Source organism: Bacillus cereus group sp. MYBK216-1 (assembly GCF_051916495.1).
In the GTDB taxonomy this organism is placed as follows: domain Bacteria; phylum Bacillota; class Bacilli; order Bacillales; family Bacillaceae_G; genus Bacillus_A; species Bacillus_A thuringiensis_K.
Window position 1 is genome coordinate 69,690 of record NZ_JBQAGT010000007.1, and the last position, 15,717, is coordinate 85,406.

Below are 15,717 nucleotides of genomic sequence, written 5' to 3' on the forward strand. Positions count from 1 at the left end.
AATAGAAGTAGAACCTCATCTTAGATTTTTTCTCCATACATACTACTCACAAATAATAGCAACACTACCATTGCTAACTGTTTTTACTGGAGGTGCTTACTTATGAGCAATTGGTACAGTAAGACGAAAAATCAAACATTAATTGACCTAGAAACAAACGAACAACACGGTTTAACAGATGAGATTGTAAGTGAACGTTTAAAGCAATACGGTTCTAATGAATTAGCTACAAAACAAAAACGCACTTTATGGCAGCGTATTTTCGCCCAAATTAATGACGTCCTCGTATATGTCCTTATTATTGCTGCCCTTATTTCTGCCTTTGTAGGTGAATGGGCGGATGCCAGTATTATCGCGCTCGTTGTAGTTTTAAATGCTGTTATCGGTGTTGTCCAAGAATCGAAAGCAGAACAAGCTTTAGAGGCATTGAAAAAGATGGCAACACCTAAAGCTATCGTCAAGAGAAATGGTGAACTAAAAGAAATTCCATCTGAGCACGTCGTTCCAGGGGATATCGTTATGCTCGACGCCGGACGATATATCCCATGCGATTTACGCCTTATCGAAACCGCAAATTTAAAAGTTGAAGAATCTGCTCTAACTGGTGAATCTGTCCCTGTTGATAAAGATGCAATCTACCACCCTTCCATGCAAAGTGATGAGCAAGTACCACTCGGCGACCAAAAAAACATGGCATTTATGTCTACTCTTGTAACATACGGAAGAGGCGTCGGTGTTGCTGTTGAAACTGGGATGAACTCACAAATTGGTAAGATTGCTACCCTTTTACATGAAGCAGACGATGATATGACACCACTTCAAAAAAGCTTAGCACAAGTTGGAAAATATTTAGGCTTTGTCGCTGTAGCTATTTGTATCGTTATGTTTCTCATCGGTTTTTTACAAGGCCGGGATACATTAGAAATGTTTATGACTGCTATTAGTTTAGCTGTTGCAGCTATTCCAGAAGGCTTGCCAGCTATCGTTTCCATCGTTCTTGCAATTGGTGTGCAACGTATGATTAAACAAAACGTTATCATTCGGAAACTACCAGCTGTTGAAGCCCTCGGTTCTGTCACAATTATTTGTTCAGATAAAACAGGTACGTTAACGCAAAATAAAATGACCGTTACTCACTTTTATAGTGATAACACATACGATCGCTTAGAAAGTTTAAATGTAAATAATGATGCGCAACGTCTATTGTTAGAAAATATGGTGCTATGTAATGATGCGTCTTACAATAACGAATCACAAACGGGAGACCCGACTGAAATTGCACTTCTCGTTGCTGGAACCACTTTTAACATGCAAAAAGATCATTTAGAAAAAATACATGAACGTGTTAACGAAGTACCTTTTGATTCAGATCGTAAAATGATGTCAACCGTACATATGTACAATGAAAGTTACTATAGCATGACGAAAGGCGCTATTGATAAACTCTTACCTCGATGTACCCATATTTTTAAAAACGGCAAAATCGAGATTTTAACTGATTCTGATAAAAATCAAATATTAGAAGCTGCCGGATCAATGTCTCAAGAAGCTTTAAGAGTACTTTCATTCGCATTTAAACAATACGATTCAAACGATGTGGATATAAATCATCTTGAAGAAAATCTTATCTTTATTGGTCTTGTCGGTATGATTGATCCACCACGAACTGAAGTGAAAGATTCAATTAAAGAATGTAAAAAAGCCGGTATTCGCACAGTTATGATTACTGGTGACCATAAAGATACCGCCTTTGCAATTGCCAAAGAACTTGGCATTGCTGAAGAAATATCGGAAATTATGATTGGAACTGAATTAGATAACATTTCTGATACAGAACTAGCTAACAAAATTAATCATTTAAATGTATTCGCTAGAGTCTCTCCAGAGCATAAAGTGAAAATTGTAAAGGCATTACGCGCAAAAGGAAATATCGTTTCTATGACTGGTGATGGTGTCAATGATGCACCATCTTTAAAGCAAGCTGATGTTGGCGTAGCGATGGGCATTACAGGAACAGACGTTGCAAAAGGGGCAGCAGATGTCGTGTTAACAGATGATAATTTCTCATCTATCGTGAAAGCCGTTGAAGAAGGTAGAAATATTTATCGCAACATAAAAAAATCAATTCTCTTCCTACTCTCTTGTAACTTCGGAGAAATTATCGCTTTATTTTTAGCCATTTTACTCGGCTGGGCGACACCACTACGACCTATTCACATTTTGTGGGTGAATTTAATTACAGATACACTGCCTGCATTATCACTTGGGGTTGATCCTGAAGACCCAGATGTGATGAAGGAAAAACCACGACATGCGAAAGAAAGCTTATTTAGCGGCAGCGTTCCTTTCCTAATTTTCAATGGAGTTGTCATTGGACTTTTAACGCTAATAGCTTTTATCGCCGGAGCAAAATTCTATACTGGAGATACAAATTTATTCCCTCTTTTCCCAGAGCAAATTGATGACGATGCTCTATTACATGCTCAAACGATGGCATTTGTCGTTCTTAGTTTTTCTCAGCTCGTTCATTCATTTAACTTGCGTTCAAGAACAAAATCGATTTTTTCAATTGGGATCTTTACAAATAAATATTTAGTCTTCTCCCTCCTTATCGGTGTTCTTATGCAAGTTTGTATCATCTCCATCCCGCCCCTTGCAAATATATTCGGTGTACATGCATTAACGATGCGAGATTGGGGATTTGTTCTCTTATTAAGTATCATTCCGCTTGTTGTGAATGAAATCATTAAATTAGTGAAGAAAAACTAAAAGGCAATGAGGACTATTCCTCATTGCCTTTTCATTTACCCTTGTAATTCTTTTTTGATATTCTCTGTTAATGTAGCCATACGCTTACGGCTTTCTTCACGCTCACGTTTGTTTTGCTCTTCAATTTGTTGTGTTTCTTGCATACCTCTTGAAATAATGTTCCAAGTTTCCTCAAGTGTTTCCATCTTAATACTAGAAGAACCCGATAATCTCGCTACTTCTACACTTTGCGTTGCGATATTTTGTGCATTTTTCTTAAGTAATTCATTTGTACGGCGATCAAGTTCAGCCATAGAATCTGCAACAAGCTTTTGACGTTTGGCATTTACCGCTTGAATGATACCATTTTTAAAGATAGGAATCGTCGTAATAAATGCTGTATTGATTTTACCAATTAATTTATTATTACCACGTTGAATCATACGAATTTGTGGTGCTGTAAGTAACGCAACCATACGAGCTTTTTCTAAATCATCAATACGTTGCTCTAAAATTTCAACCGAGTTTTTAAGCGACTCTAATTCAATACCTGCTAATTGATCATTATTACGCACGCGCTCTTCATACATCGGAACTAACTCTGTATTTAAACGCTCTAACAACATTTCTCCTGCTACTACGTATTTTTCTAAGTCTAAATAATATTTTAAGTTTTGCTCATATAAACCATCTAACGTACCAATTGATTTTTTCATTTCATCTTGATACTTCGTAATTTCGACATACACTTTATCAATTTCACGGCCCATCGTTTGATACTTGCTAAAGATTTGTTCAATCATTTTATCCGCTTTTTTGAACATACGTGAGAAGAAACCACTTTTCTCTTCCGCAAAGTCTTTACTATCAAATCTGTCCATAATTTTACCAAGTTGCTTTAACAATTCACCAGAATCTTCTATTTTTGATAATGACATTGTATGTAAAATTTGATCAGCAAAACGTGAAATTTCCATAGAAGGTTCTTTTCCAAGTTCAATTAATTCCAGTTGGTCTTTAATATCTACTGCATTATAAATACGTTGCACATCTGCATCTTGTCTAAGTTGCAAGCGAACATCTTGTGCGGTTTGCTCATTCAATTCAGTTTTCGAATCTAGTACGACTGGGTTATTCATATGGTATTCTCCCTTTCCTTATAAAAATGGACGAAATAGTCCTTTTATTGTTTGTGATAAATTTTTATAGGCTGATGAACCATGAAACTCAAGATCGAAATTAACTTCTTCAAGCCAATGAGAATCAAATGCTCCCGCTTCAACATACGGTTCAATATCGTTTCTTCCTGTTGGATTGAAGTGGAATACATCTACTCCTATTTGATTTAAAAATAGTAATAAAACAGCGTCAGAACGAGTTAATTCTCCACTCTTCTCATTATTAAATATAACAATTTTTGGTACATCTTGTGAATAATCAAATTTCTCAAGCTGTTCTAAAATATTCGGTGGTATTTGAGAAAGTTGTGCGAAAACATATAGCGCTACATCTTGTTTCGTCTCTTTTGCAATTGGTTTACACATTTCACTTTCGCACGTATGGATAATCGCCTCTGCAATCCCATGTTGTAAACCTTCCGGTAAACGCTTATGCGGCCACCAATGGCTATTCATAATTAAATCAGGATGTAATTTCCCAGCTCGGTCCAATGCATCTCGATAATGATATTGGAAGTTTGCTTTTTGCTCTTTCGTAAATGGGAATGTATTAATTAGTAAACTATTATCAAATGATGTAACAGCCTTTAATCGTTGAAAATATTCTTTATCATTCTTTGAAACACCTGATATTTTCGCAAATAAAGAAGGGATATAAATATGTTTATTTTCAACAAAGAATGTTGGACGTACAAATGCCTTTTCTTTCGTAATTAAAAAGAGTTCATCATATGTCGTTTTTAACGTACGTGCTACAGGTGTATACGAACGGAATTGCCACGGTTTATATAATAGTGAATTATCGTGGTGAAGTACTTGTTCAATTTCTTTCGAAGCTTGATATGCTACTGTTGCAACACGCTCACGTCGACGATCAGGGAACGGTTCAAGCGAAATGCGACTTGAATGAGATACAACAAAAGTTCTTCCCTCTTCATCAATATTTTCAAATCCATCTTTTCCTTCGGGGTGATAATAAAGCACATCACAACCGAGCATAATAAGAAAATATAAGAAATATATACGGCTTTCCTGTGCATCACCATACCAAACGATACGCGGCATTTGTTTCTTATAATTAATCGTAGAAAACCACTTCGCTACGTAATTTTCACTTAGTTTAATTATGTCGATTAAGAAACGACGGAAGCCTTCTGTCTTTAACGACTGATTATGTTGCTTCTCATATAATTTCAATAGTGAAATAAACGTCGTATGTATGTAATGCTGTAAATCAGGATTGTCTACTTTCGGTAAAAGTTGTTTCCCAGATAAGTGTGCAACTAACCTATTTACTGTCAGACCATTGGGTGCTTCTTGATGTAATCCGAACACTTCTTGAATATGACGAAGCTTTTCTGAATCAATCACTTTGTTTAAATTTTGTTCGTGTAAAACCTCGATTCCTTTCGCTTCACTATAATCAAACAGTTCATTAAAATATTCATCTACATCATTAGGAACGCCAAGGATTCGACATGCTATATAACTAAATTTCATCTCATTCTCTGTCAGCTCATATTGTGGGCGTTTTTCTAAAAGCGTTTCAAATTGCTTTAAATCTGATTCATCTTTTAATGCATATGGTTGAAGTGTAAAACGTGAAAACACAACAGTTCACCTCCAAAAACATTTACGTTTTTTCTAAGTCCTTCTTATATTATAAACTATTTTTGGTTATAAAAAATGGGCGCTCGCAAAACGAGCAAACCCATTTCAATTATTTATTGTCTTCTTTAGTAGCTGCAACTTCTTCTTTAGCTTGTCCAGAATTCTTCATGTAGTGAATTATAAACGTTGCTCCAAATGCTACAACTAAAATAATGAAGAACAGTGTATGACTAATATGAATATCAATTAGAGACAATAGCATTTTCGATGCGATAATTAAGATTAAAATATATGCTGTTGTTTCAAGCTCTGGAATACGCTCTAACAATTTTAAGAATACACCAGCGATACCACGCATCATTAAAATACCGAGCATTCCGCCTAATAATAGAATCCAAACTTCATTAGATACACCAAATGCAGCAAGTACGCTATCTACAGAGAACGCGATATCCATTAATTCAACCATCGCAACTGTTCCCCAGAAGACACCGAACATTCTAAAGAGAATACTATTTTGATTCATACCGTGAGCTTCGTCTTCTTCACTTGCACCTTTACGCTTATCAATAAAGTATTTTACTGATAACCAAGCAAGGTAAAGTGCACCAAGAAGTTTTACCCACCATAATTTAATTAAGAACATTCCGATTCCAATCGCAATAAAGCGGAATACATAAGCTCCAATAAGTCCATAGAATAATGCTTTTTTACGTTTCTCTTCCGGAAGGTGTTTTACCATTACTGCTAATACAAGTGCGTTATCAGCAGATAACAACCCTTCAAGTACAACAAGTGTACCAATTAATCCCCAAGATACTGGATCCTGCAACACTTTAATCCACATGTCCAAGTCAAAAAACTGAGCATACGTATCAAGGATTCCTTGCAAAATACTCATCTTACCTATATCCCCTATTCTTTGCTAGATTTATAGAAAGGTCAAAAAAAGGAAACGAATGTCGTTTCCTTTCTATGCATCCAAGCCATACGCTCTTACAAGCGCACCTAAACCACCTTGGAATCCACTTCCTACTGCATTAAACTTCCACTGTCCATTATGACGGTATAATTCACAAAAGACAACTGCTGTTTCGATGGAGAAATCTTCCCCTAAATCAAAACGAAGAACTTCTTCATTCGTTTCTTCATTCGCTAAACGAACGAACGCATTTCCTACTTGTCCAAAGTTTTGACTACGGCCTTCTGCATCATAAATCGTAACTGTAATAGCAATTTTGTGCACATCTGCTGGAACTTTCTTCAAATCTACAACAAGTTGCTCATCGTCACCTTCACCTTCACCTGTGCGGTTATCTCCTGTATGTAGAACAGATCCACAAGGAGACTGTAAATTATTATAGAAGATAAAATCAGTTTCCTTCGTACATTTTCCGTTCGCATCTAATAGGAATGCTGATGCATCTAAATCGAAATCTGATCCACCGTCGTAAGATTTAATATCCCACCCAAGACCAATTACTGCTTTTGTTAAACCAGGGCTTGTCTTACCTAAATCAATCTTCTGTCCTTTTTGCAATTGAATAACCATTTATATTCACCTCTATATTTTAATCTTAAAAAATATATCCATCAGTAAACATCTGTTTTATCGATGGATATATCAATCTATTACTCTACATCTAAACCGAAATTATTACATAGAGACGCTAATCCACCTTGGAATCCACTTCCGATTGCATTGAACTTCCATTCACCTGCATGACGGTATAGTTCACCTACTACTACCGCTGTTTCAATAGAGAAATCTTCTCCTAAATCGTAACGAATTAATTCTGCATTCTTTTCTTCATCTAAAATACGTACGAAAGAGTTAGAAACTTGTCCGAAGTTTTGGCTGCGTCCTTCTCCATCGTAAATTGTGATTGTGAAGCAAATACGTTCGATATGTGCAGGTACATTTTTTAAATCTACTTTAATCGATTCGTCATCGCCTTCACCTTCGCCAGTTCGGTTATCTCCTAAATGCTCGACAGCACCATTCGCACCTTTTGGGTTATTATAGAAGACGAAATCCTCTGCACCTGAAACTTTACCGTTAGCACCTACTAAGAAAATACTAACATCTAAATCGAAATCATTTTGTCCATCATAACGATTCGTATCCCAACCAAGTCCTACAAGAACTTTTGAAAGACCTGGATTCGTTTTTGTTAAGTCTACCTTTTGTCCTTTTTTCAATGAAATTGATGCCATATACAATTCCTCCTCGGTTTATTTTATTGATAACGTGATACAATCTCACTTAAGTTTTTATCTTGTGTTCCTTCTCCAACTGCTGAGAATTTCCATTCACTTCCGTGACGATACATTTCACCTGCAATTAGAGTCGTTTTGCCAGCATAATTATCCGATAAATTATAGCGCGCTAATTCTTCACCAGTTTGCGGATTTTGAATACGAATATATGCATTACGAATCATCCCGAAATCTTGACGACGATTTACACAGTCATAAATATTTACAACGAATACTAAACGATTAATACGGCTCGGAACTTTATGTAATTCTACGAAAATTGTTTCGTCATCACCAGCGCCTTCGCCTGTTAAATTATCTCCTGAATGAATAATACTACCACAAGTAGAAAGTTTATTTCCGAAGTAAACTAAATCATTTTTGTTTAAAAAACGATCTCCTTCTAACATAACAACAGATGCATCACAATCTACATTTGGTTTACTTCCAAATAATGAAGACAGAAATCCACCTGATTGCCCAATTGGATCCCAGCCTAAGCCAACCTGTAGTTTTGCTACTTTTGGTTGTCCTTTCGTTAAATCGATCTTTTGACCTTTTTCTAAAATAATAGGCATGAAGTTTCTCCCTCTCTACAAAGTATTTTCCAAATCGGAAAATATTGTATTCTTCTCTTATATTGTAGCATTATTTACCTAGCGATAAAAAGGATAAATTCTCAGTTATATGAAAACATTCATATAATTTACTTATGATGATGTAAGAAGTGGTAAATAGCACCAATCATTCCTGCACAATTACCGTTTTGTGCAAGTTCAATCTCACAATTATTATAAATCTCTTGATTTAAGTATTTACTGACCTCTTCTTTTACTTCTTTTAAAAACTTATTTCCTCTATCGGTAATTCCTCCACCAATAATAATCGTTTCTGGATTGAAAATATAAGCAAGATTACTAATTCCGATTGCCAAATGTCTAAAGAAAATCCCAACTGCTTGAGCAACTTCTCTATCTCCTTTATCATACAACTCAAAAATTGTTCTCCCATTCCACTCACCTTTGCCTTTATACTTTCTGACAAGACGAATTAATCCTGAAATCGAGGCAACCTCTTCAAACGTTTTTCCTTCTATTAACATATTCCCCCATTCACCAGCACTAAATGAATTTCCTCGGTACAATTCTCCATCTATAAAAATCGCTCCCCCAATCCCTGTTCCGAGGGTGAGCATAATAAAATTCTCTTTCTCTCTTCCACTACCATTCCATTTTTCTCCAAACGCTGCACAATTCACATCATTGTCAATCGATACTGAAACTTTTAATATCTCTTGCAATCTATCAATAATAGGAATAGTACTATATCCCGGAATATGATCCGCACCTCCCGTCACAATTCCTTTGTTAATATCAACAATTCCCGCAGTGCTAATACCAATTCCTACAATAGTATGTTCATTCATTATTTTTTTGGATACATATATAAGTTTTTGAATAATTTGTTCTCCACCTAAATGAATTTCTGTTGGAACTGTTTGATGCTTTCGTACTGTTCCTGTTTCTGAAACAATCCCATATTTAATTTGTGTACCACCAACATCAAATGCAATATATTCTTTCATCTGCTGTCACTTCCTCTATTGTAATGAGTCTGAAACTCCCCACGCTCTACTTATTATAAAAAATTTACACTAACTCTTTTCTCTCTTTAGAAATACTCCACCTTTTTCTATATATAGTTTTTTTTGTATAAAACTCTTTTTCCTAAGAAATATTACAAAGGGATGTATTTTAGATGGAATATTAATTTCTTAGGAGGAAAACCATGACGAAAATCTTCATTTTAGCCTCAACACTCTCTTTATCTTTTTTTAGCGGTTTAAATATCGGTAATGCAGCAACAGAAAACTTCTCTCCAGCAATAAACGCAATTGTACAAAATAACGATCATTTAGTAGAAGGTAACTCGAAAGATAATAATAAACCACCAGGAAACGGTGGTTCTCAGGACGATAGTGGTTCTGGCGGCAATGGTTCTGATAGCAGCGGCTCTGGTGGTAACGGCTCTGGTGGCAACGGTTCTGGCGGCAGTGGCTCTGGCGGCAATGGTTCTGATAGCAGCGGCTCTGGTGGTAACGGCTCTGGTGGCAGTGGTTCTGGTGGCAGTGGCTCTGGTAGCAATGGTTCTGGTGGTAACGGTTCTGGTGGCAGTGGCTCTGGTGACAACGGTTCTGGTGGCAATAGCTCTGGTGGCAACGGTTCTGGTAGCAATAGCTCTGGTGGCAATGGCTCTGGTGACAATGGTTCTGGTGGCAATGGCTCTGGTGACAATGGTTCTAGTGGTAGCGGTTCTGATGGCAGTGGCTCTCAAGGTGGCAACCGTGTTAAAGGCGATAGTAATTCTCAGGGTGGCAACGGTTCTCAAGGTGGTAATGTAAAAGATAATACGAAAAAACAAGGTGATAAATTACCGAATACAGCAACACATTATCCTACATCTATTTTAATGGGACTTTCAACATTCCTAATCGGTATGTTACTATTTATTCGCCGTAAAAACGTAAAATAAGAACAACATTCTTCCATCTAAATAACACATGAAATAATGTATAAAACTAAAAAGGACTTTGGATTGCATTTTATTATGCAGTCCAAAGTCCTTTTTATCACCTATCAGAAAAAGTATTAATACGCTTTTCCCCAATACACCATTTGTTTAGCGTCTTTACCACAACAAATACATTCTTCAGCTAAATGCTCTTGCTCAAAAGGCATACAACGTGAAGATACTCCAACTTCTTCTTTTAGTTTCTCTTCACAAGTTAATTCTCCGCACCACATTGCCTTAATAAATCCTTGTTTTTCGTCAGCTATTTTTTTCATCTCTTCGAAATTTGTCGCAACATACGTATTTTCATCACGAAATACTTTTGCTTTATTAAATAAAGAAATATGAATTTCTTCAAGTAATGCTGGAATACGTTCTTCTAATTGATCCATTGGTACAAACTCTTTTTCCTTCGTATCTCTTCTTACAAGTACAACTTGTTTCTTTTCAATATCTTTAGGGCCAACTTCTAATCGAATTGGAATCCCCTTCATTTCATACTCATTAAATTTCCAGCCTGGTGTTTTATTACTAGCATCTATTTTTACTCGTGCAACCTTTTGAATATGTGCTTGTAACTCTGTTGCTTTTGCTAAAACTCCTTCTTTATGCTGAGCAATTGGTACAATAACAACTTGCACTGGAGCGACTTTTGGTGGCATTACAAGTCCATTATTATCACTATGAACCATTATTAGCCCGCCTATCATTCTTGTTGATACACCCCAAGATGTTTGGTGCACATATTGCCACTTACCGTTACGATCTAAAAACTTAATATCAAATGCTTCTGAGAAATTCGTCCCAAAGTTATGAGAGGTTCCTGTTTGAAGTGCTTTTCCATCATGCATTAAACTTTCAATTGTATAAGTTGCCTTTGCTCCAGCAAACTTCTCTTTTTCTGTTTTTTGTCCTTTAATAACTGGTATTGCTAAATAATCCTCACAGAAAGAAGCATATAAGTTTAAAATATTTAATGTTTCAGCCTGCGATTCTTCTGCCGTTTCATGGATTGTATGACCCTCTTGCCATAAAAATTCAGTCGTACGAAGGAACGGCCTAGTTGTCTTCTCCCAACGAACTACTGAACACCACTGATTATATAACTTTGGCAAATCATTATAGGATTGCACAATTTTTGAAAAGTGCTCACAGAATAAAGTTTCAGATGTAGGACGTACACAAAGTCTTTCCGCTAACTTTTCATCTCCACCATGCGTAACCCATGCTACTTCAGGAGCAAATCCTTCAACATGATCCTTCTCTTTTTGCAATAAACTCTCTGGGATAAACATTGGCATATATACATTTTCATGGCCAGTTCCTTTTAACTTCTCATCCATCACCTTCTGCATATTCTCCCATAAGGCATAACCATACGGACGTAAAATCATGCACCCTTTTACACTTGAATAATCAACAAGTTCGGCTTTTTTTACAATATCGGTATACCACTGCGCAAAGTCCTCTTCCATCTTCGTAATGGCTTGCACTTGTTCTTTTGCCATAGTCAGTCTTCCTCCTTCTAGAAAATACAAAAAAGCCCGCATCCCTAAATAGGGACCGAGCTTTGCCGGCGTTACCACCCTGATTCATGCACAAAAATTGCGCATGCTCTCTTTTTGATAACGGGAAATTCCCGCTGCATATGCAGAACTCAAAGGCAGGTTCCATATTACCTTTTTAAGAATCTTTCAGCCTGACGGATTCTCTCTCTGCTAAAAAGGTTGAACATGTACTAATCCTTTTTCATCGTTATAACGAAATAAATTTGTTGATTATCATAATACAAATTCTTTTTTTAAACAATAGCTAATTTTCTTATTTTTATATATTCTTTTCATTTTTTGCAGTTTTATACGTAGCTTTTCCGCGTAATTTTCACAAGTTGATGTGCAATCATACCGATAAGTGTACCAAGTAGGACGAAGAAACCAATAAATCCATATCCCATTCCTTCCCACCCACCAATGACCATCATTGTAACAGGAAAGGACGCTAAACAAAGAAGTATTAAACTAAGTGCAAATATAATATCAAACTGTTTGTCTGGAAACCGTTTCTTTAGTAAATATGAAATAGCAAATACAAGGATAATTGTGATTCCGCCAATGATGTAAAAGATACCAAATCCATCTAACCAATCCATAGTGTTTCCTCCTTCCATAGATTCCCTTATACTTAATTATATGTTTAATTTTTCTGAAAATAAATAATAAATTTTCACCTAAAAATATATTTTTATTACTAGGTATTAATAGTAATATATAATAATAGGTTTTATATAATCAGGAGGGAACTTTATGGATAAAGCATTAACAAACCACGTCATTATTTTATCATTCGACTGTTTATCAGCTTTAGATTTTCCTATACTACAAAAACTACCTCATTTCCAATCTCTAATAAAAAAGGGCACGATTGTCGAAAAAGTAGAACCAATTTATCCTTCTGTAACATATCCAAGCCACTCAACAATCGTAACTGGTAATTACCCTAACAAGCACGGTGTTGTTAGCAATACGTTACTTCAACCAGGGCGTGAATCACCTGATTGGCATTGGTATCGAAAATCAATAAAAGGAACAACATTGTATGATGAAGCGCGCAAAGCAAATTTAACGACAGCTGCCCTTCTATGGCCTGTTACTGGAAGAGCGAACATCGATTACAATTTACCAGAAATTTTTCCAAATAGACCTTGGCAAAATCAAGTGTTAGTTTCCTTATTTAGCGGTAGCCCGCTATATCAATTAGATTTAAATCGTCGTTTCGGCCATATAAGAAATGGTTTATCACAACCAGAGCTGGATGATTTCGTCCTCGCCTCTGCTGTGCATACAATCCAGACGAAAAAGCCTAATGTCATGTTCGTACATTTCACCGATCTAGACACACAAAGACACTATGACGGCTTTGAATCTAACGAAACAATAGCTGCTATCCAGAGGCACGACGGACGTCTAGGGAAAATTATTCAAGCACTAAAAGAAAGTGACCTATACGAAGAAAGTACAATTATTGCCCTTGGTGATCATAGCGCTTTAAGTGAAAACAAATCCATCCAATTAAATGTGCTATTCCATCAAAGAGGACTTATATCTCTTAATAAAAAAGGAAAATTAGTAGACTGGAAAGCCTATTGCCAAAGTTGCGACGGCTCTGCCTATGTATATGTAAAGGACAAAAATGATACGGATACAATTCGGGAGGTACAACTACTCCTTGAAGAACTACTTCAAAATAAACAAAACGGAATTGAATTTATACTTCATGATGAAGCTGCCAAAGACTGCGGTGCAGACGGTAATTGTTTATTCATGTTAGAAGCACGAGAAGGGTATTATTTCACTGAAAACTATACAGGAGATTTTATAAAAGAAATTACTGAAAAAGATGTTACGCCTAGTAAAAAATATACATTTGGTACGCATGGATACTCTCCAACAAAACCTAACTATGAAACAATTTTTATCGCTGCTGGGAAAGGAATAAAAAGTGGCGTTACCGTCCCGTATATGAGACTTATTGATGAAGGTCCAACTATCGCTAGACTACTCGGTTTACACTTAGGTGAAACAGACGGAGCAATTGTAGAGGATTTACTCCAATTGTAAAGAACTGTGTATATATGTAAAAGTTATGTAAAATTCATCACTGTTTCTCTTTTTATAATTTTTATTTTTGTACACTGTTAGTAAAACAAATTTAAGGGGGAACATTATATGAAAAAAATGTCCAGACAAGAAAAAAGCTGGATATTATACGATTGGGCGAACTCGGTATATTCGCTCGTCATTACAACTGCATTATTTCCAATTTACTTTAAAGCAGCTGCAAAAGAAGCTGGACTATCCGGGGCAACTTCAACAGCATATTGGGGATATGCAAACTCGTTCGCAACACTTTTAATTTCTATACTTGCTCCTATTCTCGGCACAGTTGCTGATTATAAAGGATTTAAAAAACGATTTTTCACATTCTTCTTTGGACTCGGTATCGTATTTACAAGTATGTTAGCAGTCGTTCCAACATCTCAGTGGTACTTATTATTAGGATGCTATATGCTCGCCTTAGTCGGTTTTGCTGGAGCAAACATTTTTTATGATGCATTTTTAGTAGATGTCACTTCTGAAGATAGAATGGACCGAATTTCTACAAGAGGATTTGCATTAGGTTATATCGGGAGTACAATTCCTTTTATCGGTTGTATCGCTCTTATTATTCTTTCTCAAAAAGGAACTATCCCTTTATCTGTTGGTATTGCTAGTCAAATTTCATTTGCGATAACAGCTCTTTGGTGGGGGTTATTTACAATTCCAATGCTAAAAAACGTAGAGCAAACGCACTATATTGAACGTCACCCTAGACCAATTACAATGAGCTTCAAACGCCTTGCTGCTACTTTTAAAAATATTAAAGAATATAAAACTGTATTTATGTTTCTAATCGCTTACTTTTTCTATATTGACGGAGTCGATACAATTATTACTATGTCTACCGCTTACGGAACCGATCTCGGTATTAGTGCAACTAATCTATTAATCATATTATTTGTAACACAAATTGTCGCTTGTCCATTTGCTTTATTATACGGAAAATTATCAGCAACATTCACAGGTAAAAAAATGCTATATGTCGGTATCATTATTTATATCATCATTTGCATATATGCTTATTTCTTAAAAACGACACTTGATTTTTGGATTTTAGCAATGTTAGTTGCTACATCTCAAGGTGGTATTCAAGCACTAAGTCGTTCATACTTTGCAAAACTAGTACCAAAAGAATCTGCTAATGAATTCTTCGGATTTTATAATATATTTGGGAAGTTTGCCGCAATTATGGGTCCGGTATTAGTCGGTGTTACAACGCAATTAACAGGAAAAACAAACGCTGGTGTTCTTAGTATTATTGTTCTGTTTATTATAGGAGGATTCTTACTAACTAGAGTTCCAGAAAATAACACATCCGTTACACCACCTAGTCAAAAGACTAAAACGCTATAAGAAAAGATCCTCTTCTCATAAGAAGAGAATCTTTTTTATTTTTAAAGGTGCGCCTTATAATGAACGACTCTACTGCTTGTACAAAAATAATTTATCAACAGTTGTTCCTAATACTTCAGCTAAACGGAATGCTAACGCTAAACTTGGATCATATTTATTATTCTCAATTGCATTTATCGTTTGTCTAGAAACCTTACATTTATCAGCTAATGCGCCTTGTGAAATATTATTTTCAGTGCGTAATTCATAGATTTGATTTTTCACACCATTGCTCCTAACCTGTAAAATCGTTTTTACAACATCAGTATATAATTGGCTCATATAGTTGTCAAAAGTTCCTC

At 35.9% G+C, this 15,717-nt stretch carries 14 protein-coding genes and 1 other annotated feature; of the genes, 4 read left to right on the plus strand and 10 right to left on the minus strand.

Annotated features, from left to right (window positions below; translation table 11 throughout):
- The first annotated feature begins 102 nt into the window (after positions 1 to 102).
- Positions 103 to 2,769: a cation-translocating P-type ATPase gene (locus ACTFRH_RS22675; protein ID WP_000073734.1), complete on the plus strand. Its 2,667-nt coding sequence runs from the start codon at positions 103 to 105 to the stop codon at positions 2,767 to 2,769.
- Positions 2,770 to 2,804: 35 nt separating this feature from the next.
- Here ACTFRH_RS22675 and ACTFRH_RS22680 read toward each other — a convergent pair whose 3' ends face one another.
- The 7 genes from ACTFRH_RS22680 to ACTFRH_RS22710 all read right to left on the minus strand — a co-directional run bounded on the left by ACTFRH_RS22680 (position 2,805) and on the right by ACTFRH_RS22710 (position 9,381).
- Positions 2,805 to 3,887, minus strand: a complete 1,083-nt coding sequence (locus tag ACTFRH_RS22680) for a toxic anion resistance protein (protein ID WP_001064413.1) — start codon at positions 3,885 to 3,887, stop codon at positions 2,805 to 2,807.
- 18 nt (positions 3,888 to 3,905) lie between these two features.
- Positions 3,906 to 5,537 carry a YceG family protein gene (locus ACTFRH_RS22685; RefSeq protein WP_000492863.1) on the minus strand — a complete coding sequence of 544 codons (1,632 nt, stop codon included), beginning with the start codon at positions 5,535 to 5,537 and terminating at the stop codon, positions 3,906 to 3,908.
- Positions 5,538 to 5,646: 109 nt separating this feature from the next.
- Positions 5,647 to 6,438: a TerC family protein gene (locus ACTFRH_RS22690; RefSeq protein WP_000025705.1), complete on the minus strand. Its 792-nt coding sequence runs from the start codon at positions 6,436 to 6,438 to the stop codon at positions 5,647 to 5,649.
- Positions 6,439 to 6,510: 72 nt separating this feature from the next.
- On the minus strand, positions 6,511 to 7,089 hold the full coding sequence (locus ACTFRH_RS22695; protein ID WP_000236649.1) for a TerD family protein: 579 nt from the start codon (positions 7,087 to 7,089) through the stop codon (positions 6,511 to 6,513).
- 80 nt (positions 7,090 to 7,169) lie between these two features.
- Positions 7,170 to 7,754, minus strand: a complete 585-nt coding sequence (locus ACTFRH_RS22700; protein ID WP_000146731.1) for a TerD family protein — start codon at positions 7,752 to 7,754, stop codon at positions 7,170 to 7,172.
- Between the two features lie 23 nt (positions 7,755 to 7,777).
- Positions 7,778 to 8,374, minus strand: coding sequence for a TerD family protein (locus tag ACTFRH_RS22705; RefSeq protein WP_001121586.1), 597 nt, complete (start codon positions 8,372 to 8,374; stop codon positions 7,778 to 7,780).
- Positions 8,375 to 8,502: 128 nt separating this feature from the next.
- A complete protein-coding gene (locus ACTFRH_RS22710; RefSeq protein ID WP_000666141.1) occupies positions 8,503 to 9,381 on the minus strand; it encodes an ROK family protein in 879 nt (292 codons plus the stop codon).
- A gap of 203 nt (positions 9,382 to 9,584) precedes the next feature.
- Here ACTFRH_RS22710 and ACTFRH_RS22715 point away from each other — a divergent pair, with 203 nt between their 5' ends.
- Positions 9,585 to 10,328, plus strand: a complete 744-nt coding sequence (locus ACTFRH_RS22715; RefSeq protein ID WP_440049327.1) for an LPXTG cell wall anchor domain-containing protein — start codon at positions 9,585 to 9,587, stop codon at positions 10,326 to 10,328.
- Positions 10,329 to 10,444: 116 nt separating this feature from the next.
- Here the strand turns inward: ACTFRH_RS22715 and proS are convergent, their stop codons facing one another.
- Complete coding sequence (proS, locus tag ACTFRH_RS22720; RefSeq protein WP_001040993.1) at positions 10,445 to 11,875, minus strand: proline--tRNA ligase; 1,431 nt, start codon at positions 11,873 to 11,875, stop codon at positions 10,445 to 10,447.
- Between the two features lie 47 nt (positions 11,876 to 11,922).
- Positions 11,923 to 12,129 (minus strand) — a binding site (T-box leader).
- Positions 12,130 to 12,222: 93 nt separating this feature from the next.
- Entirely contained in the window at positions 12,223 to 12,516 is a 294-nt protein-coding gene (locus ACTFRH_RS22725; protein ID WP_000383853.1) for a YesK-like family protein, read from the minus strand.
- Positions 12,517 to 12,670: 154 nt separating this feature from the next.
- Here ACTFRH_RS22725 and ACTFRH_RS22730 point away from each other — a divergent pair, with 154 nt between their 5' ends.
- Positions 12,671 to 13,984, plus strand: a complete 1,314-nt coding sequence (locus ACTFRH_RS22730; protein WP_000356405.1) for an alkaline phosphatase family protein — start codon at positions 12,671 to 12,673, stop codon at positions 13,982 to 13,984.
- A gap of 108 nt (positions 13,985 to 14,092) precedes the next feature.
- Positions 14,093 to 15,376, plus strand: a complete 1,284-nt coding sequence (locus tag ACTFRH_RS22735) for an MFS transporter (protein WP_000738827.1) — start codon at positions 14,093 to 14,095, stop codon at positions 15,374 to 15,376.
- 69 nt (positions 15,377 to 15,445) lie between these two features.
- Here the strand turns inward: ACTFRH_RS22735 and ACTFRH_RS22740 are convergent, their stop codons facing one another.
- The gene (locus tag ACTFRH_RS22740) at positions 15,446 to 15,697 is read right to left on the minus strand and encodes a helix-turn-helix transcriptional regulator (protein ID WP_002023181.1); all 252 of its coding nucleotides are present in this window, start codon (positions 15,695 to 15,697) and stop codon (positions 15,446 to 15,448) included.
- Positions 15,698 to 15,717: the final 20 nt, after the last annotated feature.